24 protein-coding genes are annotated in these 24,762 nt (G+C 65.5%); 14 read left to right on the top strand and 10 right to left on the bottom strand.

The window, feature by feature from the left end; translation table 11 throughout:
• Nucleotides 1-16 precede the first annotated feature (16 nt).
• From RIB52_RS04340 to RIB52_RS04315, 6 genes are read right to left on the bottom strand one after another with little or no spacing between them, the layout of a single operon-like run.
• Nucleotides 17-751, bottom strand: coding sequence for an energy-coupling factor transporter transmembrane component T family protein (locus RIB52_RS04340; protein ID WP_350173303.1), 735 nt, complete (start codon nt 749-751; stop codon nt 17-19).
• The gene (locus tag RIB52_RS04335; RefSeq protein ID WP_350173301.1) at nt 748-2,934 is read right to left on the bottom strand and encodes an ATP-binding cassette domain-containing protein; all 2,187 of its coding nucleotides are present in this window, start codon (nt 2,932-2,934) and stop codon (nt 748-750) included. The genes RIB52_RS04340 and RIB52_RS04335 overlap by 4 nt, the downstream gene beginning before the upstream one ends.
• Before the next feature lie 11 nt (nt 2,935-2,945).
• The gene (locus RIB52_RS04330) at nt 2,946-3,680 is read right to left on the bottom strand and encodes an energy transducer TonB (protein ID WP_350173299.1); all 735 of its coding nucleotides are present in this window, start codon (nt 3,678-3,680) and stop codon (nt 2,946-2,948) included.
• Nucleotides 3,677-4,090 carry an ExbD/TolR family protein gene (locus tag RIB52_RS04325; protein ID WP_350173297.1) on the bottom strand — a complete coding sequence of 138 codons (414 nt, stop codon included), beginning with the start codon at nt 4,088-4,090 and terminating at the stop codon, nt 3,677-3,679. Before RIB52_RS04325 ends, RIB52_RS04330 begins: the two co-directional genes overlap by 4 nt.
• Nucleotides 4,087-4,497: an ExbD/TolR family protein gene (locus tag RIB52_RS04320; protein WP_350173295.1), complete on the bottom strand. Its 411-nt coding sequence runs from the start codon at nt 4,495-4,497 to the stop codon at nt 4,087-4,089. The genes RIB52_RS04325 and RIB52_RS04320 overlap by 4 nt, the downstream gene beginning before the upstream one ends.
• The gene (locus tag RIB52_RS04315) at nt 4,494-5,267 is read right to left on the bottom strand and encodes a MotA/TolQ/ExbB proton channel family protein (RefSeq protein WP_350173293.1); all 774 of its coding nucleotides are present in this window, start codon (nt 5,265-5,267) and stop codon (nt 4,494-4,496) included. Before RIB52_RS04315 ends, RIB52_RS04320 begins: the two co-directional genes overlap by 4 nt.
• 149 nt (nt 5,268-5,416) lie before the next feature.
• Between RIB52_RS04315 and RIB52_RS04310 the strand changes: the two genes are divergently transcribed.
• A complete protein-coding gene (locus RIB52_RS04310) occupies nt 5,417-6,838 on the top strand; it encodes a glutamate-cysteine ligase family protein (protein ID WP_350173291.1) in 1,422 nt (473 codons plus the stop codon).
• Nucleotides 6,822-7,853, top strand: coding sequence for a M14 family metallopeptidase (locus tag RIB52_RS04305; RefSeq protein ID WP_350173289.1), 1,032 nt, complete (start codon nt 6,822-6,824; stop codon nt 7,851-7,853). The genes RIB52_RS04310 and RIB52_RS04305 overlap by 17 nt, the downstream gene beginning before the upstream one ends.
• A gap of 69 nt (nt 7,854-7,922) precedes the next feature.
• On the opposite strand, the gene RIB52_RS04300 is transcribed toward RIB52_RS04305, so the two are convergent.
• Both RIB52_RS04300 and RIB52_RS04295 read right to left on the bottom strand, forming a co-directional pair.
• Entirely contained in the window at nt 7,923-10,307 is a 2,385-nt protein-coding gene (locus RIB52_RS04300) for a YbcC family protein (protein WP_350173287.1), read from the bottom strand.
• 34 nt (nt 10,308-10,341) lie between these two features.
• Nucleotides 10,342-11,907, bottom strand: coding sequence for a proton-conducting transporter transmembrane domain-containing protein (locus RIB52_RS04295; RefSeq protein ID WP_350173285.1), 1,566 nt, complete (start codon nt 11,905-11,907; stop codon nt 10,342-10,344).
• A 102-nt stretch (nt 11,908-12,009) separates the two neighbouring features.
• Between RIB52_RS04295 and RIB52_RS04290 the strand changes: the two genes are divergently transcribed.
• Nucleotides 12,010-12,891: a LysR family transcriptional regulator gene (locus RIB52_RS04290; RefSeq protein ID WP_350173283.1), complete on the top strand. Its 882-nt coding sequence runs from the start codon at nt 12,010-12,012 to the stop codon at nt 12,889-12,891.
• 3 nt (nt 12,892-12,894) lie between these two features.
• On the opposite strand, the gene RIB52_RS04285 is transcribed toward RIB52_RS04290, so the two are convergent.
• On the bottom strand, nt 12,895-14,058 hold the full coding sequence (locus RIB52_RS04285) for a hypothetical protein (RefSeq protein ID WP_350173281.1): 1,164 nt from the start codon (nt 14,056-14,058) through the stop codon (nt 12,895-12,897).
• Between the two features lie 144 nt (nt 14,059-14,202).
• Here RIB52_RS04285 and RIB52_RS04280 point away from each other — a divergent pair, with 144 nt between their 5' ends.
• The 3 genes from RIB52_RS04280 to pssA all read left to right on the top strand — a co-directional run bounded on the left by RIB52_RS04280 (nt 14,203) and on the right by pssA (nt 17,075).
• A complete protein-coding gene (locus RIB52_RS04280) occupies nt 14,203-15,348 on the top strand; it encodes a beta-ketoacyl-ACP synthase III (protein WP_350173279.1) in 1,146 nt (381 codons plus the stop codon).
• Nucleotides 15,349-15,409: 61 nt separating this feature from the next.
• On the top strand, nt 15,410-16,165 hold the full coding sequence (locus RIB52_RS04275) for a phosphatidylserine decarboxylase (RefSeq protein ID WP_350173277.1): 756 nt from the start codon (nt 15,410-15,412) through the stop codon (nt 16,163-16,165).
• A gap of 91 nt (nt 16,166-16,256) precedes the next feature.
• A complete protein-coding gene (gene pssA, locus RIB52_RS04270; protein ID WP_350173275.1) occupies nt 16,257-17,075 on the top strand; it encodes a CDP-diacylglycerol--serine O-phosphatidyltransferase in 819 nt (272 codons plus the stop codon).
• Here pssA and RIB52_RS04265 read toward each other — a convergent pair.
• Entirely contained in the window at nt 17,017-17,274 is a 258-nt protein-coding gene (locus RIB52_RS04265) for a hypothetical protein (RefSeq protein ID WP_350173273.1), read from the bottom strand. The genes pssA and RIB52_RS04265 overlap by 59 nt on opposite strands.
• A gap of 285 nt (nt 17,275-17,559) precedes the next feature.
• On the opposite strand from RIB52_RS04265, the gene rpsB reads away from it, so the two are divergent.
• The 8 genes from rpsB (at nt 17,560) to rseP (ending at nt 24,666) form a co-directional block, all read left to right on the top strand.
• The gene (gene rpsB, locus RIB52_RS04260) at nt 17,560-18,333 is read left to right on the top strand and encodes a 30S ribosomal protein S2 (protein WP_350173271.1); all 774 of its coding nucleotides are present in this window, start codon (nt 17,560-17,562) and stop codon (nt 18,331-18,333) included.
• A 126-nt stretch (nt 18,334-18,459) separates the two neighbouring features.
• Nucleotides 18,460-19,395, top strand: coding sequence for a translation elongation factor Ts (gene tsf / locus RIB52_RS04255; RefSeq protein ID WP_350173269.1), 936 nt, complete (start codon nt 18,460-18,462; stop codon nt 19,393-19,395).
• A gap of 166 nt (nt 19,396-19,561) precedes the next feature.
• Nucleotides 19,562-20,284, top strand: coding sequence for a UMP kinase (gene pyrH / locus RIB52_RS04250; RefSeq protein WP_350173267.1), 723 nt, complete (start codon nt 19,562-19,564; stop codon nt 20,282-20,284).
• 3 nt (nt 20,285-20,287) lie between these two features.
• On the top strand, nt 20,288-20,845 hold the full coding sequence (gene frr / locus RIB52_RS04245; RefSeq protein ID WP_350173265.1) for a ribosome recycling factor: 558 nt from the start codon (nt 20,288-20,290) through the stop codon (nt 20,843-20,845).
• Nucleotides 20,846-20,964: 119 nt separating this feature from the next.
• Nucleotides 20,965-21,606 (top strand): polyprenyl diphosphate synthase, encoded by a 642-nt coding sequence (gene uppS, locus RIB52_RS04240; protein ID WP_350173871.1) that lies wholly within the window; start codon nt 20,965-20,967, stop codon nt 21,604-21,606.
• Nucleotides 21,593-22,354, top strand: a complete 762-nt coding sequence (locus tag RIB52_RS04235) for a phosphatidate cytidylyltransferase (protein ID WP_350173263.1) — start codon at nt 21,593-21,595, stop codon at nt 22,352-22,354. Before uppS ends, RIB52_RS04235 begins: the two co-directional genes overlap by 14 nt.
• 7 nt (nt 22,355-22,361) lie before the next feature.
• Nucleotides 22,362-23,522 (top strand): 1-deoxy-D-xylulose-5-phosphate reductoisomerase, encoded by a 1,161-nt coding sequence (dxr, locus tag RIB52_RS04230; protein WP_350173261.1) that lies wholly within the window; start codon nt 22,362-22,364, stop codon nt 23,520-23,522.
• Nucleotides 23,523-23,538: 16 nt separating this feature from the next.
• Nucleotides 23,539-24,666 carry an RIP metalloprotease RseP gene (rseP, locus tag RIB52_RS04225; protein ID WP_350173259.1) on the top strand — a complete coding sequence of 376 codons (1,128 nt, stop codon included), beginning with the start codon at nt 23,539-23,541 and terminating at the stop codon, nt 24,664-24,666.
• Nucleotides 24,667-24,762 lie beyond the last annotated feature (96 nt).

Here is a 24,762-nt window from a genome sequence, read left to right as displayed (position 1 = left end):
CCCGTTTTCACGGCTTTCACCACAGCCCGAGCCGCGCGGTCAGGGCCGCCGTGTTCGCGAGCAGCGCTGCGGCCACCACGATCCAGTCCCATACATCGAGAGCGACGCGGTCGGGGGAGGCGATCGTCTTGCCGAAGCCGCGCGTTTCCAGCGCCGCTGTCATCGCCCCGCCGCGTCGCATGATAGTGAGCAGCGCGGGAATGAACAGGCGAGGGACATTGCGCAGGAAGGAGATGGGCCGGTTTGCTGCCAGCGTCATGCCTTTCAGGCGCATCGAATCCATGATTTGCGCCAGATCGCTGAGGCTGAGATAGATCAGCACAAAGGCATACCCGACCACGAACGCCGCCCCATGGGGCAGGCCGAGGCCGCTAAGACCTTCCACCAGTTCGTCGATTTCCATGGTCGAGAACAATCCGACCCCGATCAGGATTGCGGCGATCCATCCGAGCGAGAGCCGCAGCCCGAATTCGAATTCCGCATTGAAGGCGAAATCTTGGCCCAGCATCGGTATCACGACCAGCGCGAGGATGGTCGGCGCATGGATCAGCAGCATGAGCGCGAGCCAACCCATCGGTGCGCGCGCGCTCGCCGCGACACCAGCCCCCACCAGCACCGCCCCCGCCATCCAGCGCCAGTCGGGTGCGATGTAGATGAGCGCCAGGAAAAGCAGGAATGTCAGCCATTTAACCCGCGGATCACGGTCCCTCCAAAAGCTCGGACGGCCGGTGTTAAGGACGGGAACCTTCACCCGCTTGTTCCTTCCGATTGGGGCAGATTGGGGGCGTATATCTGCGAGGGCGGCTCGAGATCGAGCGCGCGCAGCCGCGCTTCGTTATCGGGCGCGAAAGCCTGGTCGGGCGGGCCCGCATCACGCAATCTGCCTCCCTCGATCAGCCCGACCCGCGTAGCGGTGGTGGCGAGGAAATCGAGATCGTGATCGAGCACGATCACCCCGCCTCCGCTTGAAGCGAAATCGGCGACGACCGTGGCGAGGCGGGTGCGTTCCCGAGGGTCAAGCCCCGGTGCGACCTCGTCCAGCACCAGCACCGGAGCGCCGCGCGCCATCATCGCGCCTGTCTGAGCGATCCGCGCGCTCCCGGGTGGGAGCAGGCCGGGGTCGGTATCAAGAATGTTCTCGAGGCCAAGTTGACCCGCGATTTGGGAAATGCGCTCATCGATCGCGTCTGCTTCGACGCCGCTCCCAGCCAAGCTCCGTTCAATCTCGGCGCGCAGGCACGGTTCGCTGAAAAAGGCGCTCGGCGCGTGCAGCACGATCGCGGCTCCGGATGGTCCAGGCTCGTTCGCCCCGGCGAGCTGGATCGTGCCCGCCTGCGGAGCAAGCAGGCCGCCGAGCAATTTTGCCAGCGTCGTCTTGCCCGCTCCGTTGCAACCCGCCATCGCGAGCACCTCGCCCTTGGCGAGCCTGAGATTGAGCCCGCGCCACACCTCGACGCTTTCATGACCGGCATCGGGATCATGGGTGAAGGCAACGTCGTTGAGCTCAAGCAGGACCTCGCCGGAATGAGGCGCAGAAAGGTCATGCGCGCGGCGAGCGGGCGGGTGGGCCAGACCGAGTGCGCAAAGCCGTGCTGTATCATCGATCACCTCTTCGGCCGATCCGAGCACGGCGACCTGTCCCTCTGCAAGCACGAGCACCCGATCGGCCCATTCGCGTTGGCGCTGGGCCCGGTTATCGACCAACAGCACGGCCCCGCCGTCCGCTGTTACCTTGCCGATCGTGGCGCGCACACGGGCAAGGCCGCTCGCATCGAGCCCGCTTGTAATTTCGTCGAGGATGAGGACGTGCGGCTGCTCGGCGACAGCGGCGGCCAGCGCGACCAGCATCTGCTTGTGCCCCGGCAGTTCCCAGATATAGCGCCGCGCCTCGCGTTCGTCGATTCCGAGCGCGGCGAGCTGATCCAGCGCGCGCCGTTCAGCCTCCGCACGCGCCAGGCCCAGATGTTCAAGCGAGGCTTCGACCTCCTTTACTGCGCGCGTGCGGGTCATCATCGCCGCCGGGTTGTCCGAAACATAGCCTATATCGACGGCCTCCCCGCCAAGCCCCACCCGCCCGGCCAGCGCGCCCCCGGTGGCGAGCGGTGCGACTCCGGCCATGATCCGGCACAGCGTCGATTTGCCCGATTGGGAAGTCCCCATGAGGCCGAGCACTTCGCCGGCGCGAAGGTCGAAGGAGATGCCCCTTAGCACCGGCGCGGCGCTCGAAGGGTAGCGGAATTGCAGGTCCGCCGCCCATGCCCGGGCGTTTTGCGAAGGCACGAAACCGCTGTCGAGTTCGGCGAATGCTTCGATGTGACGCCGGTCTCCCTTCGTTGGGAAGCCGAGATAATGCTCGAAACGGCCATGCAGTCTCGGCACGAGGAAGAAAGCCGGTATCGCTCCCCAGACAATGCCATGAAGGAGCGTGTTGCCGAGCGTCGACTGGATGAAGATACCAAGGCTCTCTTCACCGAAAAGAAGGAAGGACGATGCCTCTATCGCGGCCTGAACCAAGGCGCACAGGATCGAGGCGAACAGGATCGCAAGACGCGTCGGCGGCTGTTTGCCGAACAGCGTGCTGGTGAGCGCGAAGGCGAGGAAATAGCCCACGAAGCCGATCGGGTCGTCCAGCTCGTAGCCTTCCATCATGTCGCGCAGGAATTCGCCCAGGGCAACGCCGAGCCCGATCGCGATGCCGACCCGCCCGCCCGGCAACAGGGCGACGAGGACGAGCGGGATGAAGAACGGCTTGCTGTCTATGTCGACCGGAATTTCCGGAATCGCCTCGAGCGGGAGCAGGCCGAGGAAGAACAGGACCGCCGTCACCCCGATCAGCATGACGAACCGCGACGGCGCTATCGCCCCGGATTCGCCTTGCCCATGAGCTCCGGGGGCGTGGAGCGGGGAGACAGGGGATGCGGCGGCTTCGGTCATCCCCTGCGCTCCTATTGCGGATCGAAATATTCGATCGCGAATGTGATCGGTATGTCGACCTTGGCCTCGCTCCGGGCGAAATTGGCGGGCAGCGGGTCGAGACGGGGAACCAGCTTGGCGACTCTCTGGATCTCGCGATCAAGGCGTCCATGACCGGTCGAACGCACGATGTCCCAGTTCTTCACCTTGCCGTCGCGGGCGATGGTCACCCGCAGCACGCCCCGCCCCTCTTCGCCGCGATCGAGTGAGGCACCGGGATAGATGATCCTGCTGGTGTAGGCGCGGATAGAAATCTCGACGAACTGGCGGCTGACCTCGGTGATCCTTGGGGGCGGTGGCGGAGCGGGAGGCGGCGGTGGCGGCAGGGGTAGGGGTGGGCCGGAGCCGATCCCGCCTGCGCCCGAACTGGCTCGCCCGTCACCATCCGCAGCGCCGGCGACGACGCGCGCTTCGGTCGGAGGCGCTGGTGGTGGCGCATCTTCGGCGCGCTCGGCAACGACGGGGGCTTCTTCGGCGGTCTGGACTTCTTCGGGCGGTGCCTCGAGCCGCCGAGCGGGACCGCCGAGCGAGACGATCACGCTATCCTCTTCGGCCGCGAGGATGGTCTCATCGCTTCCCGCATAGCGCAGCGAGTAGGCGACGAGCGTGAGCGTCGCGCAGGCGATCCCGGCCGCCCAGTGCCAGCGCTGCGGGACCGGCGGCGGGCTCGGCGCGATCGCGCTTGACCAGGCTTTTGTCGCGCTCATCCGGCGACCTGCCCGGCTCCGACGGTCAACAGCACGATATAGGACGCTCCGCCATTGCGGATCTCCTCCATGATCGCGATCACGTCCTTTGCCTCCGCGCGTGAATCCGGCTTGAGTTGGATCAGCACTTCGGGATTGCCGGTCAGGATGTCGCGGACTTCGCCCTCCAGCGCATCGCGCGGGACCGATCGGTCGTTGATGGCGATTTCGCCTTCTTCGCCGACCAGGATCACGAGGTCCTGTACATCGCCGCGCAGATCGCTCGATGAAGCGGTCGGCGTGACCGCGAAGGCATCCTCCGGCTCGATCGATCCGGCCAGCATGAAGAAGACCAGCAGGATGAAGACCACGTCGATAAGCGGGGTGATGTTGATGAGTTCGCGCTTGGGCTTCTCGCGCGGCAACCTCATTGCGCGGCCTCCTGCGGGCTGGTTGCGAACGAAACCGCATAGGCCCCGGCATCGCGGGCGAGCTGGAAGGCGTCGACCGCCTCCTGCATCGTCACCCCGTCTTCGGGCCGTATCAGGAAAGTGCGCCCGGGATCGACCTCGACCAGCGCGCTCACTTCGCGCGCGACCTGCTCGGGCGTGGAAGGCTCGCCATCATAGGCGAGCGTCCCGTCGCCGTTGACCCGGATCACGATCGCCGCGGTAGCATCTTGCAGCACCTCGCGTTCCTGCGGTGTATCGATCCCGATCAGGCGAAAGCGCGCGAAATTGGTCGTGAGCATGAAGAAGACGAGCAGGATGAACACCACGTCGATCAGCGGCGTGACGTTGAGCAGCGCTATGTCCGGGCGCTTGCGGCGGAAGATCATGCCGGTTGGGCCGCCAGTTCCGCTTTGGGTGCCGGGGCCGCGCTATCGACCGGGGCGGCAGCGTCGTAAAGCGGGATGGTGAAGACCTGCGTCGCGGCATCTTCCATCCGCTGTGCCTCGACATCGACCGAGCGTTGCAGCCAGGTGAAGAACACCGCGGCCGGGATCGCGACCGAAAGGCCGGCCGCCGTCGTCAGCAGCGCTTCCCAGATGCCGCCCGCGAGGACCGCCGGCTCGATCCGGTCGCCGACCCCTTCCATTTGCTGGAATGCCTCGATCATGCCGAGCACCGTGCCGAGCAGGCCGAGCAGCGGGGCGATCGTGGCGATCAGGCTGAGCAGGGCGAGCCCGCGCTCCATCGCATCGAGCTGGGCCTGGGCGACCCGGGTGACTTCCTCTCGCACGACCGTGTCGTCCATCAACGGGTCGGCCTTGCCGCGCACGGCGGCGGCCATCACCTTGGCGACCGGGCTGGGGCGCGGCTCGAGCCCTTCGAGCGCCTCTTTCCAATGATCGACGCGCAATTGACTGACCACATCGGCGACGAAGCCATGGCGACCGACCCCGATGCGCAGGAACTGGACCAGTTTTACGATTGCCACGCCAAGCGCGACCACCGCGAGCACGGCAAGGATGACGATGATCGGCCCGCCAGCTTCGAAGAATTGCGCCAGCGGCGATGCGGCGGCATGCGCCGGTGTAGCCAGCACGCTGCATCCGGCGACCGCGACGAGCTTGAAGCGAAAACCCGAGACGAATTTCGAGATCATCAGCACCCTCCTTGCTAAGGACGAAGCCTAAGGGGGCTTAGCGATAGATTTGTGACATTCGGGCCACGAATTTACGACGCAAGCGGGCTGGAAACCTGATGCGAAACAGCGCAGGGTTGTGAAAGAATCCGGCTGGAGAGAGGGAAACTATGGGCCAGGACATTCTTGCCGAAGGTTTCACGCAATCGGATTTTGCGAGATTCGACGCCCGGCTGGCCGAAGAGACAAAGGCGCTGCGCAATGCCTTTGCCGCCGGTAAGCTGGCCGATAACGGCCCGACCATCGGCCTCGAACTCGAAGCCTGGCTGATCGACCACAATTTCTTCCCCGCGCCTTTCAACCAGAGTTTCCTGGAGCGCCTCGGCGATCCCAATGTTGTCGCGGAACTCTCGCGCTTCAATATCGAGATCAATGCCCCGGTGCTCGGCCTTGCCGGACGCGATCTTGAGCGGCTGCACGAACATCTTAGCGAAACCATGCGGCGCTGCGCAGCCAATGCGCATGAGGACGTCTCGACCGTGGTCGCGATCGGCACCTTGCCCACCTTGCGCGAAGGCGACCTCTCGATCGAGGCGATGACGCCGACGAACCGCTATGCAGCGCTCAATCGCGAACTCGAGCGCTCGCGCGGGGACGCACCGGTGACGATAGACATCGCCGCGCCCGAACCCGGGGGCGAGCGCTTCACCGCATCCTATCGCGACGTCATGCTGGAGGCGGCAACGACCTCGCTGCAACTGCATCTGCAGGTCCCGGCGAAACGCACCTGGCTTTACTATAACGCCTCGGTGATCCTTTCCGCACCGCTGGTCGCGATTTCGGCAAATGCCCCTTACCTTTTCGGGCGCAAATTGTGGCAGGAGACCCGCATCCCGGTTTTCGAGCAGGCGCTCGGCGGGGTCGAGGGGCCGCCACGGGTCTCGATGGGGGATGGCTACATGGAGCCCGACCCGACCGCGATCTTCGCCCAGAACATCGCCCTTTACCCCTCGATCCTGCCCGATTGCGGTGACGAGCGGTCCGAGCGTTTCCCCTGTCTCAGGCTCCATAACGGGACAATCTGGCGATGGGTGCGACCGATCGTCGGCTTCGGCGAGGAAGATCGGCCGCATGTGCGGATCGAACAGCGAGTGATGGCGGCCGGGCCGAGCGTTTATGACATGATGGCCAATGCGGCGCTCTATTTCGGCGCGGTCCATGCCCTTGCACCGAGGGTCGAGCGGATGATGCGCGCGCTGCCCTTCGAGGTGGCGGAGCGCAATTTCTACGAGGCGGCGCGGCATGGGCTGGATGCAGGCTTCGAATGGCCAGGCGCGGCGGGCGGCATTTCGGCGCGGGCGGTACTCGATGGCCTCCTGCCGCTCGCCGAAGAAGGGCTGCGCGATCTGGGCATGGATAGCGCGCTGATCGACAAGTATCTCGGAGCCATCGTCGCGCGGCCCGCCTCGGGCCGCACCGGCGCGGCTTGGCAGGTGGCAGCGCGAGAGAAACACGGCGATTTTCACCGTATGCTGGCAGCTTATCTCGAAAACCAGCGGCTCGGCCTGCCGGTGCATGAATGGCCCCTGTGAGCGCGCAGCGCCCGTGCTGAACCGCTGCGACACGCTGCCGCCGGGATTTCTCGAGGCCCGCCCGCACGAGCTCGCCGACCTGCTCGGCGGGCCGACCCTGATCGAGCTTCCGGGCGAATGCGAGGCGCCGCTGTTCGTCTCGATCCTGATGCATGGCAACGAGGATGTGGGGCTCGGGGCGATCCAGCGCGTGCTGAAGGCATGGCGCGGGCGAAGCCTGCCGCGCGCGCTCATGGTTCTGGTCGGCAATGTCGCGGCCGCCGCCGAGGGGGTTCGCAGGCAGGAATTCCAGCCGGACTACAATCGTGTCTGGCCCGGCACGCTCGACCATATCGGCACGGCCGAGGCGCAGATGATGGCCGAGGTGCACGAGCGCGTAATCGCGCGCGGTGCCTGTGCCGCGATCGACCTCCATAACAATACCGGGCGCAACCCGTTTTACTCGGTGATCTGCGAGCGTTCGCCCGAAGTGCTCGCGCTGGCCGGTCGCTTTGCCGGGCGGGCGGTCTTGTTTCGCGGGGTTCCGGGAACACAGACCGCGTCTTTCGCGGGCCGGATCCCCGCCATGACCGCCGAATGCGGCAAGCCCGCCGCCTCCGCCCACGAGGAGTGGGCGGCGCAATTCGTGACTGGCGTGCTGGAGAGCCGGACGCTTTCTCCGGGTGAGGGGGAGGATGACTTGGAACTCTATCGCACGCTCGGCGTGGTGCGGGTGCGCGAGGACGTTTCGCTGTCTTTCGACGGAGAAGCCGCCGATCTCATCCTAGCGCACGACATCGACCGGCTCAATTTCGTCGCCACTCGCCCCGGGCAGATGCTTGGGCGTGCGAACCATGCAATGCCGCTGACCATGACCGACGGGGCGGGCCGCGACGTGGCGGGCGAATTCTTCGTGGTGGAGGGGGGCGACCTGCGCCTGTCCCGCCCGGTCACTCCCGCCATGCTGACAGGAGATCCGCGCATCGTGAGGCAGGATTGCCTCGGATACTTGATGGAGCGGCTCGAACCCGCCTGATGGGGCAGTCGAGTGTTTGGGTCCTGCCGGCGCGCCCCGGTCGCGCTAATGGGCGCGCCGGCAGGGGGCTTACGCTGCGATGGCTTCCTTTGCCTGATCCTGCCAGGCAAGGCCCGGCAGGTAGCGGGCATCGACCCGGCCATCCTTCAGCGTGAACAGGTGCAGCCAGCCATTGTCGAACAGCTCTGCAACACCGGGGTGGCGTTCGAGCACGTCGATGATCGCCTCGCGCGGGGCTTCGATCATGACCGACAGGCGCAGCGGCTCGTGGGCGAGCTTTTCGCCGTCATGGACGCCCTGCCAGGGAAGGCCGGGGCGCAGGCGACCGCTATTGCCTTCGATGACGCCGATCCCGCCGACGACATTGTGGATCAGCTTGTTCCCGCCGCCGAACACGTCCGGAGCGACTGAAGAGCCATAATATTGCAGGCTGATCCAGCTCGCCACGACCACCGGAGCGGTGATGATAAGCTCGAGCGTCGCGAAGCCTTCGTCCGCCTGCCAGTCATAGCTGTGCAGGAACGCCCGCCCGCCGAGATCGCGCCCCGTCGTCGCCTCGCGCGGGGCGGCGATGAAGGCGGCGCACCCGGCAAGCCCCCATTCCGGACGGATTTCGGCCCAGTTCGCGGCGCGGGCCGGGACCGTGCTGGCCTTGGCTCCGGGCATCCTGATCGCGCGCTCGGCCCGTGTGATCTCGCCGGCAGCGGAGAGCCACTTGCGGATCGTGACAAGGTCGCTTTCGCGCCCGGTGGTCTGGCCGTCCTCGTAGATGGTAATCGCGTCGGTCGTCGTGTCATGGAGCCCGGCGACGAAAAGCGTGTCCTCGGGCACCTCTATGCCGCGTTCCTTCAGCCCCGCACGGGTTTCGGGATCGTTGAGCAGCACGGCGAGCAAGCGGGCCGAAACTTCGCCGGTGTAACCGCCGCATGCGCCGCAGTGATAGGCGCTTTCATGCGGGTTGTTGGTGACGTTGCCCCCATGGCCCAGCAGCAGGACAATCTTGCCGTGACCCTTGGTGAGGCTCATTGCCTTGAGCACGGCAGCGCCCGTCTCACCCTTGGTCTGAGCGTCGAGCCCGCCGATGACTTCGGGCGTCGGCTCGGCCTTGCCGCCCTTGCCCGCAAGGCCGAGAGCCGAGCGGATCAACTTGACCGAATAGAGCGGGCCCATCGCCTCGACAAAGGCGAAGGAGGACACTGCCGCCTGTCGGAACCGGCCCCAGGCGCGGCTGGCGCGGGCCGAGATGCGGTCCGCCCGGTCCTTTTCGGGGTCGCCCCGGCTGGTGGTTTCGATCGCCGGGTTGAGCAGAACCGGAAGCCGTGCCTCGATCGTGTCCGAAGCGTGACTGCGGTGTGCGAGCGGCAGGCCGAAGAAGCCCGCAAAACCGATCGTTTCGATCCTGTTGTCGACGCTCTCGAGCGCGCGGCGGAAGACTTCCGAGCGAACGTCGATGCAGAAGGCGGCCTGCAGTTCGGGCCGTTCGGGCGCGTCGGCCGCGCCGTCGAGAGCGGCGACAAGCTGGCGCTGGTGCGCGCGATCGGCAGCGTCCTGCATGATGGCGAGCACCACCTGATCGGCGGTCGGTTCAACCGGCTGTTCGTGGGCGACGATCGTCTCGGCCCAGCGCTCGGCGATGGCGGGGACATGGGCAAGCAGCGCCTCCTCCCAGATCAGCCGGATCGCGAGCAGGTCGGCCATGGTGCGGTCGGTGTCCTCCTTGAGCTCTGCCTGCCAGAGCATCCAGCGGGCGTGCTGCGACCATCCGCCAAGGCTCATGAAAAGCCGGTGGAACGCGGTCTCGGCGGCCGCGTCGGTGATGCCGAGGGCTTCGGAAGCGAACAGGATCGCGCGTTCGGCCGTGTCGGGTGCTTCGGCGACGTGGGCGCAGAACCCTTCGAGTCCGGCGATCTCCGGGGTGAGGTCATGGATCGCCCATTCGCGCCAGGCGGCAAAGGCATCGGTTCCCGGTGTCGGAGTCCAAAGCGCCTGGCCGCGGTCGAAATGACCCGCTGCCCAAAGGCCGAAGGTCTTTTCGATCACCGAAGGCCAGTCCGTGCCGGTCGCCTCGGCCGCGAGGTCGGCGACAGTCGGAAGGGCGCGCGGGGCAGGCGCGGTCTCGGCATTGCCGGCCGCGACCTTGAGTGCCGATACGCTCTTGGGTTTGAGCGATGATGTCGAAGCCTCGAGCGCGGCTTCGAGATCGGCTTCGATGATGCGTCCGGCGCGGATCGCTGCCGTGTAATCGGCTGCCGTCCGGGTTGCGCGGGCTCCTGTCACGCGGGCCAGGCGCGCGGCAGCGGTGGCGAGGTCCTCGCCGGTCTGGCCGAGGAAGGGATTGACAGCGACCGTCGCATCGAGCGGGAAGGCCGGGGGGATCGCCCGAGCGGCGGCTTCGGCGCCTTCGAGCACCTTGGACAGCTGGACCGGTGTGATCTGTGACTGCTTGAGGAACATGGCTTGTCTCCGGTGAAATCGGGTGTTCTTGCGATCAGTTCGAGCGCGTGATGCGGAAGCCGCCGATCGCCCGGTCGAGCAGGGCGTTCATGTAAAGCCCGTTGGCGAGGTGCACGCGCAGTCCTGCGGTCGAGGGATGGTGCGCCCATTGCGGGAAGAGCGCCTGCGCAAAGGCGACCACGCCGAATGAGGCGACCGCGATCACGATCAGCGCCCATTCGAGATCGCCCGGAACCGGCGTTTCGGGAAGCAGCGGGCCCCATGCCGCCTCGGCCAGCGCCTGGAAGGCGAAATAGCCGATCGCAGCGGCGAGCGAGGCCATGGCGGTGCGCTTCGACAGGGCCATGGGGGCCTGGTCGGCAAGGCCCTGCGCGACGAGATAGGCGACCCCGAAGATCAGGATGCCGCCGAGCGCCAGCGCCTGCGGGGTCTTGGGGCCGAACGCGGCGGTGAAGGCGGCGGCGATTCCGGCATAGAGCAGGATGGCGAGCCCGAAACTCTTGAGAACCGCACCGAAATCGGCCGGGGCGACCGGGCCGGGGCGCCGAATCTTGGCGACATCCTCGACCGCACCGCCCGAGGAAAGGAAGGCATGCGCCTTGTAGAGCGAGTGCGCGACGATGTGCAGCAGCGCCAGCGTCCACAGGCCGAGCCCGCACTGGAGCAGCATGAAACCCATCTGCGAGACGGTCGACCAGGCGAGCGCCGTCTTGACCGCGCTTTGGGTGAGCATGACCGCCGCGCCGAACAGGGCGGTGAAGCCGCCCAGCATGACGAGCGCGGCCATCGCGCCCGAGCTCGACTGGACGAGATCGGCATTGGCGATAAGCAGCACGCCGCCCGAGTTGATGATGCCGGCATGGAGCAGGGCGGAGACCGGAGTGGGCGCTTCCATCACCTCGGTCAGCCAGCCGTGCAGCGGGAAAGCGGCGGTCTTGAGGCCTGCGGCGATCACGATGCAGGCGATGGCGGCGGTGGTGGCGAGATCGATCCCCTCCGCCTGCACGATCGGGCCGAGCGCAACGAGCTGCGTGGTGCCGTGGGTCAGGGCGAGGATGCCCGCCGCCACGACAAGGGCGATGTCGCCGACATGCCAGACGATCGCGAACTTGGTCGCCGCGCGGTGCGCCTCGCGTCGCTCGGGATAGAACAGCAGCAACTTGCGAAGCGTCAGGCCGACAAGGAAAGTGGCGATGGCGAGCGTGGTGAGGCTCGTGGCTTGGGCAAAGACAAGCACTGCCGCGAGCGTCGCCAGCATCAGGCCATGGAACAGGCCCTCGCGCTCCTCGCCGTCGAGATAGGTCCGGCTGTAGCGCATCACGATCCAGCCGATGAAGCCGACCAGCATCGCCATGGTGGCCGCAACGAGATCGGCCCGCAAGCCGACGGCGAAAAGGCCTGATCCCACCATAAGACCCACCGGTTCGGCAAGGATGACCTGCACCAGCCCACCGATCGTCAGAAGGAAAGCAAACAGCGCCGCCGTTTCCGAAAGGCCCGGCACGAGGCCCGGGCGCATCCCGCCATTGGCGAAAGCGGGGAGGGCTGCGAGCAGCAGGACCAGCGGGGCGATGAAGGAAAAAGACAGGTCGAATGGCATGATCGGTCTCCGTTAAGGCAGTGGGAGAGCCAATAGACGGCGGCTTACATTGATAAAATTTCATATTTTACCGATTACTGTTCTGTTATATGGAAGCATGCCATGCTCAATCTCCACCATCTCCGCCTGTTTCGCGCGGTCGCGCGCGAGGGCACGCTGACCGGGGCCGCGAAGGCTCTCAATATCTCGCAGAGCGCGGTTTCGACCCAGATCAAGGCGCTTGAGGCTTCGCTCGGCCACGACCTGTTCGAACGGCGCGGGCGCAATCTCGTGCTTTCGGAAGCGGGGCGGATCGCGCTCGACCATGCCGACGAGATATTCAGCGCCGCAGACCATCTCACCGCGACGCTCAAAGGCGCGGGCGGGCAGCGACGCGTGCTTCGGATCGGCGCGCTTGCGACGCTGAGCCGCAATTTCCAGATGCAATTCATGGGCCCTCTGATCGGACGCGAGGATGTCGAGGTGGTCCTGCGATCGGGAACGCAGGCGAGCCTGCTGCGCGCGCTCGAAGCGCTCGCGCTCGATGTCCTGCTGACCAATCTCCAACCGGCGCGCGATGCGGCGAGCCCCTATCTCGTTACCCGCCTTGCCCAGCAGGAGGTAAGCCTTGTCGGCCCCGCTGCAACGCGGGTTCACGGCGGCCTCGCCGAATTGCTTGGGCAAGAGCCGCTCATCCTGCCGACGCCGGAGACCGCGCTGCGCGCCGGATTCGACGCGCTGCTCGATCGCATGGAGATCGTCCCTCGGATTGCCGCCGAAGCCGATGACATGGCGATGCTGCGCCTGCTGGCGCGAAGCGGCGCGGGGCTCGCGGTGATCCCGCCGATCGTGGTGCAGGACGAACTCGCGAGCGGTGCGCTGGTCGAGATTTCTCGCCTGCCCGAGATAACCGAGGTGTTCTATGCGGTCACGATCCGCCGACGCTTCCCCAATCCGTTGCTGGGCGAAGTGCTGGAGCGGGCCGATGGCGATCCGGCCGGCTGACCGTCACCACCCCTGTCGCTCGAGCAGCGGGACCATCAGCGCGCGCAGCGAGCCCGCAAGGAACCGGAGCAGCGTGCGGCGCAAAGGGGATAAGTGGCGCGCATCGACGGCCATATACTCGATCACGCCATGCGCCCCGCGATTGCATTTGAAAGTCCCCGCCCCGGCCGAGCCGTGAAGGCGCAGTCCCCGCTCCATCGCCCATTCCGAGAACAGATAGCTCGCAATTCGGTAGAGCCCTTCGGATTGCGGGCGATCGGTGTCGTAGCCGAGCAGGGGGACGGTCGCGATCCCGCCCGTCGCACGGATTCCGGCGGCGATCATGATCGTACCCTCTTTATTGCGGGCAAGCCGCCAGTGCAGGAGGCCGCTGCGCGCGCTGTCAGCGACGAAGGCGGGGGTGAAGACCGGGTTTATCGCCGAATAGCGGCCGACATAAAGCTGTCGATAGAGCTGCGCGATGCGTTCGCAATCTTCATGGTCCAGGTCTTCCGGTTCCTCCACCGTCAGCCCGGACCGGCGCAGGGCGCGGCGATCGTTGGCGCAATTGTTGCGCGGCCGCCAGTCGCGAGCGAGATCGTCGGTCACCCAGATCTGGCGCGCGGGCAGCAATTCCCAGCCATCGGCGCGCACCGCCGCGAGCAGGTCTGGGCACGACCATGGATCGAGCGAGCGCAAGATCACGAAATGGTCGGGAAAGCGTGCGGCCAGCTGCGCGCGCATATCCGCGATGCCGCGCCCGTCCCATTGCCCGTGCAGGTTTGTCGAAAGTAGCCAGTTGTCGAGGTGCACCGCCCGGTTGATCCGCATGGCGCGCAGCAGGCCGTCCATCGCGCCCAGCACGCCCTGCGCGCCCCAGCGGCCCCAGGTCATGCCGATAATGTCGATCTCGTCGCGGGCATAAAGGACATAGGCGCTGTGCGGGCTGGCGACATAGCTGCGCCCGATGCCCGCATCGTCGACCGTCACCGGCAGGTCGATACCGCAATGGCGCAAGAGCAGCATGCGCGAGGTCGCGTTGCGGATCATCGCCGGTGTTCCAAGCCGTGCGAACGCGTTGACATGGCGTGCGGCGAGACTCTCCTGTCCGGAAAGCATCGCCGGATCCTCGATCAGCACGGGATCGGGCGCGGTATCGGTCGTAGCGGAGAGGGGAGCCCGAAGCATGGACTGCGCTTGCCTGACCGTTATGCAGCGTTTGTGACGTTCGCGACGAATTGTCTCACCGCCCTTTCGCGCCGTCCCGGCGGCTCGGGCTTGCGGCGCACCTGCGTGGGCAGTAAGGCCGCGCGCTCCATCCGAGAGGCCTTCATGCAAGAGCAGAACATCGCGCTCACCGGGCGCCCCGTCATTTCAGCAAGCGGCCTTTTCACCCCGGCCGAGACGATCACCAATGCCGAACTGGTCGAGAGCTTCAACCGCTTCGTCGACCGTCACAACGCGGCGAATGCGCAGCGAATCGAAGCGGGAGAGGTGGAGCCGCTGTACTATTCGTCGTGCGAATTCATCGAGAAGGCGAGCGGGATAAAGGCGCGCCACGTCATGGCGAAGGAGCCTGTACTCGACCCGGAGGTCATGGCTCCGCGCTGGCCCGAAAGAGGCGATGACGAGCTTTCGATCATGGCCGAAATCGGCATCGCCGCCGCGCGCGATGCGCTGGAGCGGGCCGGGCGCGATCCGAAAAATGTCGATGCAGTGCTGTGCGCGGCCTCCAATATGCAGCGGCCCTATCCCGCGATGGCGATCGAGATCCAGCAGGCGCTCGGGATAGACGGCTTCGGTTTCGACATGAACGTGGCCTGCTCTTCGGCAACTTTCGGCATTCAGACGGCAGCCGATTACATCCGTTCCGGCAATGCGCGATCGGTGCTGGTGGTGAGCCCGGAAATCACGTCGGGGCATCTCAACTGGCGCGACAGGGACAGCCATTTCATCTTCGGCGACGTCGCGACCGCAGTGCTGGTGGAGGATTCCGCGCTCGCCCCCGGCGCGCATTGGGACATTCTCGGCACCAGGTTGAAGACGGTGTTTTCAAACAATATCCGCAACAATTTCGGCTTTCTCAATCGCGCCCATCCCGATACGGCCGATGCGCCTGACAAGCTTTTCGTCCAGGAAGGGCGCAAGGTTTTCAAGGAAGTCGTGCCGATGGTCGCCGCCATGATCCTCGAGGAGGCACAGCGGCTCGGGCTCGATCCGCAGGCACTCGGACGGCTCTGGCTCCACCAGGCCAATGCGGGGATGAATCGGCTGATCGCACAGAAGGTCCTTGGCCACGAGGCGAACGAGGACGAGAGCCCGACCGTGCTCGACACCTACGGCAACACGTCGAGCGCGGGCTCGATCATCGCCTTTCACCTCCACAACGAGGATATGGAAGCGGGCGATACGGGGCTCATCTGCAGTTTCGGTGCGGGCTATTCGGCGGGGGCCGTGTTCGTGCGCAAGGCTGGTTGAGCGCCAGACGGCCGGGCAGGAGCAGCTTGCGGCAGCGCATGCCAGACCCTAGATGCTGCCTATGGCAGGCGAAATTTCCGACAATCAGGGCCGCGGCGATGCCGCCTGGTCTTGGCCCCCGATCCATCCGGAGGGGCGCAAATTCGGGCTCATCGCGGTCGCGGTTAGCCTTTTCTTCCTCTCCCCTTGGATCGATATCGAGATCATCGGCTGGCCGCTGCTGCTGCTTTCGCTCGGCGTGTTCGCATTCTTCCGCGATCCCGAGCGGGTCGTTACCCAGGCCGAGAACGCGATCGTCGCGCCGGCCGACGGTCTGGTCTCTCTTATCACGCAGGTCGAACCGCCCGAAGAAATGGTCGCGGATGACGGGTCGGGCCATGCCGGCCTTTCGCCGGGGGCGGTAACGCGCATCTCGATTTTCATGAGCGTGTTCGACGTCCACATCAATCGCGCGCCGATCGCGGGCACGATCCGCCGACTGGTCTACATCCCGGGCAAGTTCATGAATGCCGATCTCGACAAGGCTAGCGAGGAGAATGAGCGCCAGCACATTCTCGTCGAACGCGCCGACGGGGTCTCGATCGCCTTCACCCAGATCGCCGGACTGGTGGCACGGCGCATCGTGCCCTTCGTCAAGCCGGGGGACACGGTCGCCAAGGGGCAGCGGGTCGGCCTGATCCGGTTTGGCAGCCGTGTCGATGTCTATCTTCCGGCGGGTACTGATCCAAAGGTGCTGATCGGCCAGAGCGTGGTCGCGGGCGAGACCGTCCTGGCCGAAATAGGGTCGCAGGGGCTCATCGAAGGGATTGCGCAATGACTCTCTCGCGCCGCCCCGTAGATACCGTTGGAGTGAAGACCCGGTGAGCATTCCGCCACGCCGGGATTCCCGCCCTGTCGTTCCCGCTCGCGTGGGGCCCAAGGCGGCCGAGGACGAGGACGGAAAGGCAGGCAGCGACGCGACCGGGCTGACGCTGCGCGCGATGCTGCCCAATGCGATCACCGCCGCGGCGCTGTGCTCCGGTTTGACCGGTATCCGCTTCGCGATCGAGAGCGAATGGGCCTATGCGGTGCTGGCGGTGCTCCTGGCCGGTGTGCTCGACGGGATCGACGGGCGAATTGCCCGGCTGCTCAACGCCCAGTCGCGTTTCGGGGCGGAGCTCGACAGTCTTGCCGACTCGCTGTCTTTCGGCATGGCACCCGCGATCATCATCTACCTTTGGTCGCTGCAGGATTTCGAGCGGTTCGGCTGGTTTGCCGCGCTGGCCTTCGCGATTTGCTGCGCACTGCGGCTCGCGCGGTTCAATGCGCGCATCGATGTCGACGAGCAGCCGCACAAGTCGGCCGGTTTCCTGACCGGCGTTCCCGCACCCGTCGGCGCGGGGCTCGCCTTCGCGCCGTTTTATCTTTGGCAGGAGACCCAGATCGCCCTGCTGCGCGACGCGGTCGTGCTTTCCGCCTGGCTAGCGCTGATCGCGGTATTGATGATCTCGAACATGGCAACGCTCAGCTGGGCAGTGGTTCGGCCGCGGCGCAATATCCGGCTTTTCCTGATCGCGCTCGCGGCTTTGTTCTTCGCTGCGCTGCTGCTCGAGCCGTGGTGGTCGCTTGCCGCGCTCAGTGCGGGTTATCTGGCGATGATGCCCTACGGTCTCGTTCGCTATGGCCGGATCAAGCGGCGCCGCGCAGCCGGCGCGCGCGAGAGGGCCGATCCACAGGAGCAAGGCTAGGGCGAAGCGCTCGCGCCCGGCTACGCCGCAGCCGCATTTCGCGATGTTCGACCTCGGGAACGAAGCCCGCCGCGAGCAGCGCGCGTTCGCGCCGGATCGAGGCCAGCGCGCAGCGTGCCCGCAGCCAGGAATCAACCAGCGTCAGGGCGGTGGCGATCGCGGTGATGGTGACGAGAGCGGCGATGGCGGTTGCGATCATGGCGGGTTCCCCTGATTCGTGAGTTCAATCTTTGTTCCCCACGCTTTGTTCCTTAAGTGTTCTTGCGGGTCAAGCAATTTGTTCCGCGAATGTTCCACGTGTAACATTTCGGTGGCGTTTCGTCGGCCAAGCGGTTAAGGCCCGCGGCACTCGCGACGGGTGATGGGCGAATCGTTCCTGTGCCGGCCGCGAAATTCACATGGAAAGCGCACATACCGGTGCCGCGCGCGGGCGATCCGCAGGCGGTTCCAGCTTTCCAGAGGAACAACCGGAAAGGAATTACTTATGGCGGCCACCACCGTCACCATGCAGCAATTGATCGAGGCCGGCGCGCATTTCGGCCACCAGACCCACCGCTGGAACCCGCGGATGAAGCCGTATATCTTCGGCGCCCGCAACGGTGTTCACATCATCGACCTGTCGCAAACCGTGCCGCTGTTCTCGCGCGCGCTCGATTTCGTCGAACAGACGGTTCGCGCAGGCGGCAAGGTCCTGTTCGTCGGTACCAAGCGTCAGGCGCAAGAGCCGATCGCCGAAGTGGCGCGGAGCTGCGGCCAGCACTTCGTCAACCATCGCTGGCTGGGCGGGATGCTCACCAACTGGAAGACGATCAGCCAGTCGATCCGCCGCCTGAAGAACCTCGAGGAACAGCTTGCCGGAGACACCAGCGGCCTGACCAAGAAGGAAGTCCTCCAGCTCACCCGTGAGCGTGACAAGCTCGAGCTTTCGCTCGGCGGCATCCGCGACATGGGCGGCATCCCGGATGTCATGTTCGTGATCGACGCGAACAAGGAAGACCTCGCAATCAAGGAAGCGGCCGTTCTCGGCATTCCGGTGATCGCGGTGCTCGATACCAATGTCGATCCGACCGGCATCGCCTTCCCCGTGCCCGGCAATGACGATGCCAGCCGCGCAGTGCGCCTTTACTGCCAGGCAGTGGGCGATGCGGCGGCTGCGGGTCGCGGCGGCGCGGTCGCGGATTCGGGCGAGGATGTCGGCGCGATGGCCGAGCCCCCGGCGGAAACAGCAACCGAAAGCGCGCCTGCCGAAAGCGCCTGAGGCATCTCGCGCGTCAATCGCGCGTCACATTCACCGATTAGCGCACCGGGCATCGTCCGAGGGGCAACCCGCCCAAAGGACAAGTCGATGCCCGGGCGCCAACGACACGTAAAGGAACACCGAGACATGGCCGATTTCACCGTCGCCGATGTGAAAAAGCTGCGCGAGAAGACCGGCGCAGGCATGATGGACGCCAAGAAGGCGCTGACCGAAGCGGGCGGCGATATCGAGGCCGCTGTCGATGCCCTGCGCGCCAAGGGTCTCGCCACCGCCCAGAAGAAGTCGAGCCGCACTGCTGCGGAAGGCCTTGTGGGCGTTGCCGTCAATGGGACCATGGGCGTTGCGGTCGAAGTCAATTCGGAAACCGATTTCGTGGCCAAGAATGACCAGTTCCAGGATTTCGTGCGCAAAATCACCGGCGTCGCGCTCGAACTGGACGGGGATGATGTCGAGGCGCTCAAGGCTGCGGGCTATCCCGATGGCGGCACTGTCGCCGACAAGCTGACCGACAACATCGCCACGATCGGCGAGAACCAGCAGATCCGCCGGATGAAGTCGATTTCGGTCGGCCAGGGCGCTGTCGTGCCCTACGTCCACAACGCGGTTTCGCCCGATGCCCAGGATCTCGGCAAGATCGGCGTGCTCGTCGCGCTCGAAGGCGATGCGAGCGCCGAAGTGCTCGCCACGCTCGGCCGCGACATCGCCCAGCACGCCGCCGCCATGTTCCCCCAGGCGCTCGACGCCGAAGGGCTCGACCCCGCGGTAATCGAGCGCGAGCGCGCCATTGCCCGCGAAAAGGCGGCCGAAAGCGGCAAGCCCGAAAACGTTCAGGAAAAGATGGTCGAAGGCGCGGTCAAGAAATACGCGAAGGAAAACGCCCTGCTGAGCCAGGTCTTCGTCAAGGACGGCAAGGCCACGGTCGAGGAATATGTCGCGCGCACCGCCAAGGAAGCGGGCACCTCGATCAAGCTGGTCGATTTCGTGCGCTTCCAGCTTGGCGAAGGCATTGACAGGGACGATGGCGATTTCGCGGCTGAGGTTGCGGCGGCGCTCGGCAGCTGATCGCACTGTTGCCAACGAAACCAACGGCCGTCGCAGCAACGTGCTGCGGCGGCCGCTTGCATTGGGGATGAGGCCCGGATGCGGGGACGCTTTGCCTTTGCGCTGTGCGGGCGCACTCGCTAAAGCCGCGCCACCAGTCCAGTTTTTCCCGCGAGCGATACGCCCAATGCCCATGCCCGAAATCAAGCGCGTTCTCCTGAAACTTTCGGGGGAGGTCCTGATGGGCGAGCAGGAGTATGGGATCGATCCCGAATATGTCGCTCGCCTTGCCGAGGAAGTGAAGGCGGCCAAGGATGGCGGAATCGAGGTGTGCCTCGTCATCGGCGGAGGCAACATCTTCCGCGGCATCGCGGGCGCGGCCAGGGGGCTCGACCGCACGACCGGCGATTACATGGGCATGCTCGCAACGGTCATGAATGCACTTGCGATGCAGAACGCGCTCGAAAAGCTTGGTGTGCAGACCCGCGTGCAGTCGGCGATCCCCATGTCCAGCGTGTGCGAACCCTATATCCGCAGGCGTGCCGAACGGCATCTCGAAAAGGGCCGCATCGTCATTTTCGCCGCCGGCACGGGCAATCCGTTCTTCACCACCGATACCGGTGCCGCCCTGCGCGCGGCGGAGATGAATTGCGATGCGCTGATGAAAGGGACCAGCGTCGAGGGCGTCTATGACAGCGATCCCAAGCACAACCCGGATGCCGTGCGTTTCGAGACGGTCAGCTACGACCACGTCCTGTCGCAGAATCTCAAGGTGATGGACGCGACGGCGGTGGCGCTTTGCCGGGAGAACGATATCCCGATAGTGGTGTTTTCGATCCGTGAAAAAGGCAATGTCGCGCGCGTGCTTTCGGGCGATGGCGTGCAGACGATAGTACAGAAGGACGACTGATCCATGCCGCAATACGAGAAGGCCGATATCGAGCGCCGGATGAAAGGTGCCGTGGATTCGCTCAAGAGCGATCTTCAGGGCCTGCGCACCGGCCGGGCCAATACGACGCTGCTCGATCCGGTGCAGGTCGAGGTCTACGGTGCGATGATGCCGCTCAACCAGGTCGCGACCGTCTCTGCGCCCGAACCGCGCATGCTGAGCGTGCAGGTGTGGGACAAGTCGAATCTCACCGCGGTGGAAAAGGGCATCGCCCACGCCAATCTCGGCCTCAATCCGATGATTGACGGCCAGACCATTCGCCTGCCGATTCCCGACCTGACCGAGGAGCGCCGCAAGGAGCTCGCCAAGCTCGCCGGACAATATGCGGAGAAAGCCAAGGTCGCGATTCGCAATGTGCGCCGCGACGGGATGGAAGCGCTGAAGGCCGACGAGAAGAAGAAGGAGATCTCCGAGGACGATCGCAAGCGTATGGAAGAGGAAGTCCAGAAGCTGACCGACAAATATGTCGCCGAAACCGATGAGGCGGCGGCGAAGAAGGAAAAGGAAATCCTCACGCAATAGGGACTAGCGTGACGGCCTTTCCGTCTGGAGGACAAATGGGCGCGACGCCCGCGACCGATACATCTCGTGCCCGCTTGCTTGGCAGCGACCATCCGCGCGCGCGGCACGTCGCGATCATCATGGACGGAAACGGGCGCTGGGCGAAGAAGCGCGGGCTTCCCCGTGCAGTCGGCCACCAGCGCGGGGTAGAGGCAGTGCGCCGGCTGGTGCGTGGGCTGGAGCCGATGGATCTCGAGTGCCTGACGCTTTACGCCTTCTCCTCGGAAAACTGGAAGCGTTCGCATGACGAGGTCGATGACCTGATGAATCTCATGCGCAAGTTCATCAAGTCCGATCTTGAGGAGTTCGTCGCGAACGGGGTGAAGCTCAAGATTATCGGCGACTGGCATTCGCTCGCGCCCGATATCGTCGCCATGCTTGAGGATGCGCTCGCCCGGACGGCCGGTGGCCGGCAAACTCTCGCGGTGGCGCTCAATTACGGCGGCAAGCACGAAATCGCGCGCGCGGCGGCCAAGGCGGCGGTGCAGGGTGCGATCACGCCCGAGGCGATCGAGGCCGAACTCGATACGCACGACCTGCCGCCGCTCGACCTGCTCATCCGCACCAGCGGCGAGATCCGGCTGTCGAATTTCCTCCTGTGGCAGGCGGCCTATGCCGAAATGCTGTTCGTCGACACGCTGTGGCCCGATTACAAGCCCGAACACCTCCAGCAGGCGCTTGACGATTTCGCCCGCCGGGAGCGCCGCTATGGCGGGCGCTGATCCGCGCCTGAAGCGGTTTCGCGCGGTCGGGGCGGACCTTTCGGTGCGGCTGGCCTCGGCGGTCGTGATGGCGCTGTTCGCGGTCGGCGCGCTGTGGCTGGGCGGCTGGGTCTGGTTGGGATTCTGCGCGCTTGTCGCGCTGGGCGTGCTGTGGGAATGGAACCGGATCGTGCGCGCTTTCAGCGGCGGCCCCTTCAGCGAAATCGCGTGGCTGTTCCTCGGCGCCTGTTATGTCGGTGGGGCGACGCTTGCAATGGTGATGGTGCGCAACGGTGCACTCATCCCGGCAGGGGGGATGCGAGGCTTCGGCCCGTTCGAAGTTCTGGCCGGTTTCCTGGTTCCAATCGTCGCGGTCGATGTCGGGGCCTATTTCGCCGGTCGCATGATTGGCGGCCCTAAGATCGCGCCCCGTATCAGCCCATCCAAGACATGGGCCGGCCTTGGCGGCGGGGCCGCGGCGGCGAGCCTCGTCGCGGTGCTTAACGAGGCGCTCGACATCGGGCCCGGGGCGGCGATGCCCGGAATTTCGGCGGGCGCGGCGGGCCTTGCCATCCTCGCAGGCGTGCTGATCGCGGTGATCGCGCAGGCGGGGGATTTCTTCGAAAGCTGGATGAAAAGGCGCGCGGGCGTGAAGGATTCGAGCGGACTCATTCCCGGACATGGTGGCCTGTTCGACCGCCTTGACGGATTTCTCGCGGTATTCTTCGTGCTGTTTGTGGTTGCCCTCCTGCCCGCTTTTCTGGGATGAACGACGCATGAGAACGCTTACCTTGCTTGGTGCGACCGGATCGATCGGGGCATCGACTCTCGACCTGGTGCGGCGCAATCGCGATGACTGGCAGGTCGAGGCGCTGACCGCCAATTGCTCGTCGCGCGAACTTGCCGCGCTGGCGGTGGAATTCGGCGCGAAACTGGCCGTGGTCGGGGACGAAAGCTGCCTAGCCGACCTGAAGCAGGCTCTTTCGGGAACGGGCATCGAGGCGGCTGGCGGTCCGCGCGCCCTTTGCGACGCGGCAGCGCGGCCAGCCGACCTCACGGTCGCTGCGATCGTCGGCTGCGCGGGGCTTGGCCCGGTCATGGCCGCGATCGAGCGCGGCGGAACGGTCGCGCTCGCCAACAAGGAAGCGCTGGTTTCGGCAGGCGACGTGATGACGGCGGCGGTGGCAAGGCACGGCGCGACGCTGCTGCCGACCGACAGCGAGCATAACGCGATTTTCCAGTGCCTTGCAGGCAGCAGCCTCGACGACGTCGCGCGTATCACGCTCACCGCGAGCGGGGGCCCCTTGCGCACCTGGTCGAAGGACCAGCTCGCCAAGGCCACGCCTGCGCAGGCCGTCGCGCATCCCAACTGGTCGATGGGGGCCAAGATCAGCGTCGATTCGGCGACGATGATGAACAAGGGCCTAGAATTCATCGAGGCGCACCACCTCTTCCCGGTCGGGCTCGACCGGCTGCGCATCGTGGTCCATCCGCAAAGCGTCATCCATTCCATGGTCGAATATCGCGACCGCTCGACGCTCGCCCAACTCGGCCCGTCCGACATGCGCGTGCCGATCGCCTCGTGCCTCGCCTGGCCGCGGCGGATGGAGACCCCGCTGGAGCCGCTCGATCTTGCGGCGATCGGCGAACTCACCTTCTTCGCGCCCGACGAGGTGCGCTTTCCGGCAACCCGGCTCGCGCGCGAGGCGATCGAGGGCGGGAGCGGTGCGCCCGCAGTCCTCAACGCCGCGAACGAGGTCGCAGTGGCGGCATTCCTCGCCGGTCAGATCGGGTTCAGCCGGATTACGGCAGTGGTGGAAGATACGATGAGCCGCCACCATGCGGCCGCGCCCGGCAATCTTGACGACGTGCTTGCCCTCGATGCCGAGGCCCGCGCCCATGCCGGGGAGATATTGGAGACTTTCGCCCTTGTTTGAATCGCCCCCTTTCTGGATGTATCTGATCGGTTTCGTGCTGTTGCTCGGTCCGCTGGTCACCGTGCACGAGCTCGGCCACTATCTCGTCGGCCGCCTGTTCGGCGTCCATGCCGAGGCCTTTTCGGTCGGCTTCGGCAAGGAGATCGCCGGGCGTACCGACCGGCGCGGGACACGCTGGAAACTCTCGGCGCTTCCGCTGGGCGGCTATGTCCAGTTCAAGGGCGACATGAACCCCGCAAGCGTGCCCGATGCGGACTCGGTGACAGAGGCGAGCGAGGAGGACACCAGCGGCAATTTTCAGAACGCGGCGCTTTGGAAACGTGCGCTGATCGTCGCGGCAGGACCGGTCACCAACCTCATCGTAACCATCGCCATTTTCGCCTCGCTCTTCGCGATCTACGGCAAGCCGGTGATCGAAGGTGTCGAGGACTCGCGCGAGGTCGCTGTTTTCGCGGAGAATTCGCCCGCTCAGGCGGCAGGGATCCAACTGGGCGACACAATCGTCGCGGTGGACGGCGCGCCCATGGCGGATTTCGACGACATCAAGGCAGTGGTCGCGATTCATCCGGGCGAACGCATGATCTTTACGGTCGAGCGCGATGACGACCGGATCGACATCCCCGTCACCACCGCACGCGACAGCCGGACCGACAGGTTCGGCAATACCAGCCAGATCGGCTTCCTCGGCATCGGCCCGGGCGGGGGGCGCTATGTCTTCGAGCCGGTAGGACCAGTGCAGTCGATCCCGATGGCCTTCGATCACACGTGGGACGTGCTTGGCATGATGGTCACGGGGATCAAACAGGTCCTGACCGGCGAGCGCTCGATCAAGGAGCTGGGCGGGCCGGTGAAGATCGCGAAATATTCCGGCGAGCAGATGAGCCTCGGCCTGGTGGCGTTCATCCAGTTCGCCGCCCTGATCTCGCTTAATTTGGCATTCATCAATTTCTTGCCAATCCCGGCGCTCGATGGCGGACACCTTGCCTTTTATGCCGCCGAAGCGGTCCGCCGCAAACCGGTCGGGCCGCAGGCGACCGAATGGGCCTACCGCACGGGCATTTTCCTCGTGCTCGTGTTCATGGCCGTGGTGACGGTCAACGATGTCGTCTCGCTGCCCGTTTTCGGTCCGCTGTTCGGCAGTTGAGTTTGGGAAAGGTGTCCACACGGCCGGGCGGTCCGACCCTCCCGGCTTGATTGCGCGGCGCGCTTGGGGCACAGGCGTGGCGCTTCAATTCGACCG

Source organism: Erythrobacter sp. (assembly GCF_040217515.1).
In the GTDB taxonomy this organism is placed as follows: domain Bacteria; phylum Pseudomonadota; class Alphaproteobacteria; order Sphingomonadales; family Sphingomonadaceae; genus Erythrobacter.
This window is presented reverse-complemented; position numbering and strand designations above follow the sequence as displayed.

Excerpts from the sequence above, each read along its gene's own strand:
- RIB52_RS04335 (WP_350173301.1), bottom strand. The coding sequence starts at position 2,934 with ATGACCGAAGCCGCCGCATCCCCTGTCTCCCCGCTCCACGCCCCCGGA.
- RIB52_RS04330 (WP_350173299.1), bottom strand. The coding sequence starts at position 3,680 with ATGAGCGCGACAAAAGCCTGGTCAAGCGCGATCGCGCCGAGCCCGCCG.
- RIB52_RS04325 (WP_350173297.1), bottom strand. The coding sequence starts at position 4,090 with ATGAGGTTGCCGCGCGAGAAGCCCAAGCGCGAACTCATCAACATCACC.
- RIB52_RS04320 (WP_350173295.1), bottom strand. The coding sequence starts at position 4,497 with ATGATCTTCCGCCGCAAGCGCCCGGACATAGCGCTGCTCAACGTCACG.
- RIB52_RS04315 (WP_350173293.1), bottom strand. The coding sequence starts at position 5,267 with ATGATCTCGAAATTCGTCTCGGGTTTTCGCTTCAAGCTCGTCGCGGTC.
- RIB52_RS04310 (WP_350173291.1), top strand. The coding sequence starts at position 5,417 with ATGGGCCAGGACATTCTTGCCGAAGGTTTCACGCAATCGGATTTTGCG.
- RIB52_RS04305 (WP_350173289.1), top strand. The coding sequence starts at position 6,822 with ATGAATGGCCCCTGTGAGCGCGCAGCGCCCGTGCTGAACCGCTGCGAC.
- RIB52_RS04300 (WP_350173287.1), bottom strand. The coding sequence starts at position 10,307 with ATGTTCCTCAAGCAGTCACAGATCACACCGGTCCAGCTGTCCAAGGTG.
- RIB52_RS04295 (WP_350173285.1), bottom strand. The coding sequence starts at position 11,907 with ATGCCATTCGACCTGTCTTTTTCCTTCATCGCCCCGCTGGTCCTGCTG.
- RIB52_RS04290 (WP_350173283.1), top strand. The coding sequence starts at position 12,010 with ATGCTCAATCTCCACCATCTCCGCCTGTTTCGCGCGGTCGCGCGCGAG.
- RIB52_RS04285 (WP_350173281.1), bottom strand. The coding sequence starts at position 14,058 with ATGCTTCGGGCTCCCCTCTCCGCTACGACCGATACCGCGCCCGATCCC.
- RIB52_RS04280 (WP_350173279.1), top strand. The coding sequence starts at position 14,203 with ATGCAAGAGCAGAACATCGCGCTCACCGGGCGCCCCGTCATTTCAGCA.
- RIB52_RS04275 (WP_350173277.1), top strand. The coding sequence starts at position 15,410 with ATGGCAGGCGAAATTTCCGACAATCAGGGCCGCGGCGATGCCGCCTGG.
- RIB52_RS04265 (WP_350173273.1), bottom strand. The coding sequence starts at position 17,274 with ATGATCGCAACCGCCATCGCCGCTCTCGTCACCATCACCGCGATCGCC.
- rpsB (WP_350173271.1), top strand. The coding sequence starts at position 17,560 with ATGGCGGCCACCACCGTCACCATGCAGCAATTGATCGAGGCCGGCGCG.
- tsf (WP_350173269.1), top strand. The coding sequence starts at position 18,460 with ATGGCCGATTTCACCGTCGCCGATGTGAAAAAGCTGCGCGAGAAGACC.
- pyrH (WP_350173267.1), top strand. The coding sequence starts at position 19,562 with ATGCCCATGCCCGAAATCAAGCGCGTTCTCCTGAAACTTTCGGGGGAG.
- frr (WP_350173265.1), top strand. The coding sequence starts at position 20,288 with ATGCCGCAATACGAGAAGGCCGATATCGAGCGCCGGATGAAAGGTGCC.
- uppS (WP_350173871.1), top strand. The coding sequence starts at position 20,965 with ATGGACGGAAACGGGCGCTGGGCGAAGAAGCGCGGGCTTCCCCGTGCA.
- RIB52_RS04235 (WP_350173263.1), top strand. The coding sequence starts at position 21,593 with ATGGCGGGCGCTGATCCGCGCCTGAAGCGGTTTCGCGCGGTCGGGGCG.
- dxr (WP_350173261.1), top strand. The coding sequence starts at position 22,362 with ATGAGAACGCTTACCTTGCTTGGTGCGACCGGATCGATCGGGGCATCG.
- rseP (WP_350173259.1), top strand. The coding sequence starts at position 23,539 with ATGTATCTGATCGGTTTCGTGCTGTTGCTCGGTCCGCTGGTCACCGTG.